Raw genomic sequence first — 3,065 nt, forward strand, 5'->3', positions numbered from 1 at the left:
TAAGCTTTCTTTCAATCCCATTTTTTCTCCATGATGTTAATTTTATAACCTCGTTTTAAATCTACGTGTTTAAAGTAGCCTTGATGATAAAACAAATGCTAATAGAGAAAGAATAGAAAGGTATAAATAATTCATTGAATTGTGAAGATCTTCTGTTTTGGTATTTAATATCCTAGAAACTTCAAATATTTGCTCGCTTAAATTTCTTAAAATTTCTTGATCGTCTAAATTTTTAAAATTTTCTAACATCTTATTTCTGTCCATGTGAGCTAAATGACCAAAATAAAAAAGAGAATCACCATCGGAATAAAATTTGGCTAACCGAGGACGCAAGATTTTAAAAATTGAAAGATAAATTACGTAAATTAACAATAGAACGGTACTGACACCGAATAAGAAAGTGAAAGCCCCGGCGGGGGTTAGATTTAAAATTGAAGATTAATTCTTTTGAAAATTCCAAAAATGCAGTCATTATCAATCCAGATACTAATAAGACCGCCCCCGATTTCTGATCGATGAATCTAATCAACTCTTGAATATTTTTAATAGACTCTAAAGCAAAATTTTGTTTTTCCATATGTCCACCTAAAGTCTAGTAGGTCAGGTTGCGCTTGAGCGCTACCTGACAAATTGGATATACGATTTTCACATAACCGCTATCACGGCAATGTGGCCTACGTATCAAGCTACACTGCCATGCAACGACAATCACCCATTCCCTTATGCCGCGCCGAGCATCGGAGCATTTACCGGGAACAGCCCGTTAGGGGTGCGGCAGGGATGCCGCACGTTGCCGGAGGGACAGGGAGTCCCTTCCGGCAACCCCCGGTAAATGCGAGAAGCGCAGGAAGCAAGCGGCATCGGGTCGCCTTTTCTTTGGATACTTTCTTTTGGCGACGCAAAAGAAAGTATCTCGTCAGTGGGTACGAGAACCCACATTAAAAATAACCGTCGCGTTAGCGACACTTAAAATTAGCTACGCCACATCCCGCGCAGCTTCTTCAATCACGCTATCCGGTACGCCCAGTTTTTTTAATGCCGCAATCAGTTTGGCTTCTTTGCTGTAGGAAAATTGTGCTTCATCGCGCCGCAACCCTTCGCTGATGTAGGACTTTAGCAAGGCTTGATAGCCAGAAAAACCTTTATAAGGTGCAATTGTTTTCATGGACTCCACCACGTCAACAGGAATACGTAAGGTGATGGAGGTCATAGGACGGTCTTTGGTCAATCGGGTTTTCAAGGGTTCAGAAATCATAATCGTTGCGCTCGGTAACAGTGGCCTTGCGGGCGGAAATCAGCCGGATGATGTCACCTTCAAGTTCAATGTGGACGACAAACAGTAACCGGCCCGATTCATCATAGCCGATCACCGCATCTCGCGCTTCTTCGTTCCTGTCAGCATCGACCAATTTGAAAAAAGGATCAAAGAATACTTCCGTGGCTTGCTCAAAAGTTATGCCATCGTGTTTCTTAGGGTTTGCCGCTGCTTTTCGGGCATTCCAGACAAAGCTGATGCCATTCTTTTCATAGCGGTTATCCATTGCTTATGATTATATTGCGTGTATTGCCATTGTCAATACAATCAGATGCTACGGCATTATCAATCCTTTCTGTATTACTTCGCCGTCGCCCGATAATACTCAATCGCCGCCGCCACCCCGCTTCCGGCTTTAATATCAAACCCATTATCCAGCAACGCCATTTCCACACCAGCAATCGCGCCCAGCATGGAGACATCGTTCATGTCGCCGACGTGGCCGATACGGAAAGCCTTGCCGGCCAATTCCGACAAGCCGGCACCCAGGGAAATATTGTATTTGCTGAACGCCGTGCTGATGACGTGACGGGCATCCTTGTCTTCCGGCACTATCACTGCGGTGACGGTATTGGATTCAAAACCAGGGTGTGCACACTGCTTTAGGCCCCAGGCGGCAACGGCTTTGCGGGTGCCTTCTGCCAAGCGGTAATGTCTGGCATAGACGTTATCCAAGCCTTCTTCCAACAATAAATCCAGTGCCTTACGCAATCCATAAAGCAGCGGCAGGTTGGGCGTGTATGGCGTATAGCCGTCTTTATTCGTGTTCATCTGGTCGCGTAAATCCAGGAAACAACGGGGGTAAGTGGAGGTTTCGGTCGCTTTCAAGGCTTTTTGGCTGAACGCCAAAAATGCACCGCCTGCTGGCAACATGAAACCTTTTTGCGAGCCGCTGATCGCGCCATCCACTCCCCATTCATCCATACGGAAGTCAATGCTAGCGATGGAGCTTACGCCATCGACAAACATTAACGCCGGATGTTTTGCCGCATCCATTGCTTTGCGGACTCCGGCGATGTCGCTGGTAACGCCTGTAGCGGTTTCATTGTGCGTGGCTAAGATGGCTTTTATCTCATGCTTGCTGTCTTCCTTTAGACGGGCTTCCAGCTTATCCAAGGGTATACCTTTGCCCCAGGTTTCCTGGTGGATTTCGACATCGAATCCCAAGCGTTTAGCCATTTCCGCCCATAAATGGCTAAATTGGCCGAACCGGTAGATCAACACCTTATCGCCGGGGTTTAAGCAGTTGGTCAATGCGATTTCCCAACCCGCCGTGCCGGTTGCCGGAAAGATAAACGCTTGTCCGGTTTCGGTGCGAAAAATCTTTTTTAGGTCCTGCAACAACGGTGTCAGTAATTGGGGGAAAATGGGTGAGCGATGGTCCTCCATTGCAATGTGCATTGCATTAAGGACTTCGTTGGGTACGTTGGTAGGGCCTGGAATATACAGGTGATTACGACCAGCCATGGTTTTGCCTCGAGTGAATAGTTGTTAAAAAGGATAGTAAAGATGTGGGGTTTTTGCTGAACGGCTAAATGATCGAAAAGATTGGTCCCGAATGGAAATTCAACCATTAACTGTTCGCTATTCCATTTATGATGACATAGCCCTACCTATTCGGCAATCATTAGCACGTTAAAAATTGACTTTATGTACACTAAAAGTAAAATGGCGGGTTGATTTTGATATGGATTTAATGGGGTATGCCATTAAGCCCTTCTTTGTAAATTCCCCATAAAGTATTTAGGAA

5 protein-coding genes are annotated in these 3,065 nt (G+C 45.4%); 1 reads left to right on the plus strand and 4 read right to left on the minus strand.

Features of this window, described 5'->3' with window-relative positions; all coding sequences use genetic code 11:
* Positions 1-69: 69 nt before the first annotated feature.
* Entirely contained in the window at positions 70-432 is a 363-nt protein-coding gene (locus tag MGMO_RS21225; protein ID WP_407656570.1) for a Pycsar system effector family protein, read from the minus strand.
* A gap of 264 nt (positions 433-696) precedes the next feature.
* On the opposite strand from MGMO_RS21225, the gene MGMO_RS19320 reads away from it, so the two are divergent.
* Entirely contained in the window at positions 697-942 is a 246-nt protein-coding gene (locus tag MGMO_RS19320; RefSeq protein WP_161808527.1) for a hypothetical protein, read from the plus strand.
* A 34-nt stretch (positions 943-976) separates the two neighbouring features.
* On the opposite strand, the gene MGMO_RS18610 is transcribed toward MGMO_RS19320, so the two are convergent.
* From MGMO_RS18610 to MGMO_RS18620, 3 genes are all read right to left on the minus strand, one after another.
* Positions 977-1,255: a hypothetical protein gene (locus MGMO_RS18610; RefSeq protein WP_023496628.1), complete on the minus strand. Its 279-nt coding sequence runs from the start codon at positions 1,253-1,255 to the stop codon at positions 977-979.
* Positions 1,245-1,541 carry a BrnT family toxin gene (locus MGMO_RS18615; protein ID WP_023496629.1) on the minus strand — a complete coding sequence of 99 codons (297 nt, stop codon included), beginning with the start codon at positions 1,539-1,541 and terminating at the stop codon, positions 1,245-1,247. The genes MGMO_RS18610 and MGMO_RS18615 overlap by 11 nt, the downstream gene beginning before the upstream one ends.
* Positions 1,542-1,615: 74 nt before the next feature.
* Entirely contained in the window at positions 1,616-2,782 is a 1,167-nt protein-coding gene (locus MGMO_RS18620; RefSeq protein ID WP_023496630.1) for an aminotransferase class V-fold PLP-dependent enzyme, read from the minus strand.
* Positions 2,783-3,065: the final 283 nt, after the last annotated feature.

Origin of the sequence: Methyloglobulus morosus KoM1 (assembly GCF_000496735.2) — a bacterium.
GTDB lineage: Bacteria > Pseudomonadota > Gammaproteobacteria > Methylococcales > Methylomonadaceae > Methyloglobulus > Methyloglobulus morosus.